We start from the raw sequence: 660 nt of genomic DNA, 5'->3' as shown, positions 1-660 counted from the left end.
TTATCGTGAAACCGAACAGTGGGAAGCAGCGGCCGGAGAATTGCGTATTATGCGTAAGCTGGCAAAAACCGAGCAGGAAAAGCAGGATATTCAGTTTATCGTAGCGGAGCTATACGATAAGGCTGACAACAAGAAAGAGGCGATACTCAGTTACCGGCTTTATGCGAATACCTATGCCGAGCCAGCTGATGTCTATATGGAGGTGACTCATCGTTTGGCGCAACTTTATAAAGAAACGGATAAACCCCTGAAGCGACGCTTTTGGTTAGCTAAACAAATGAAGAAGGTCGATAGCTTGGGTGATGCTGCAGATGACCGTATGCGCTTCTTGGCGGCAGGTGCTGCGAGTGTTTTGGCTAATGATGCCTTTATTCAGTACAAACGAATCAAGTTAAAACTACCTCTAAACGAAACCATGATTAAAAAAACCAAAGCTTTGGAAAAAGCTATGAAAGCCTATCAAAAGACGGCGAGTTATGGTGTCTCTCAGTTCTCAACCGAAGCTGGATATCGCATGGCTGATATTTATGCTCAGCTTAGTCGCGACTTAATGGATTCTGATCGCCCTACAGGCCTGAACGAGCTGGAGCTAGAGCAGTACGAAATTCTTCTTGAAGAACAAGCTTATCCCTTTGAAGACAGTGCTATTGAAATTCATGA

At 44.5% G+C, this 660-nt stretch carries 1 pseudogene; it reads left to right on the top strand.

Features of this window, described 5'->3' with window-relative positions:
• Window positions 1–660 (top strand): annotated as a pseudogene (locus A3761_RS26675) (hypothetical protein); the annotation flags it as partial.

The sequence above is a fragment of the Oleiphilus sp. HI0123 genome, from assembly GCF_001635315.1.
The sequence above is the reverse complement of the archived record's forward strand: the minus strand, read 5'-3'. Positions and strand labels throughout refer to the sequence as shown.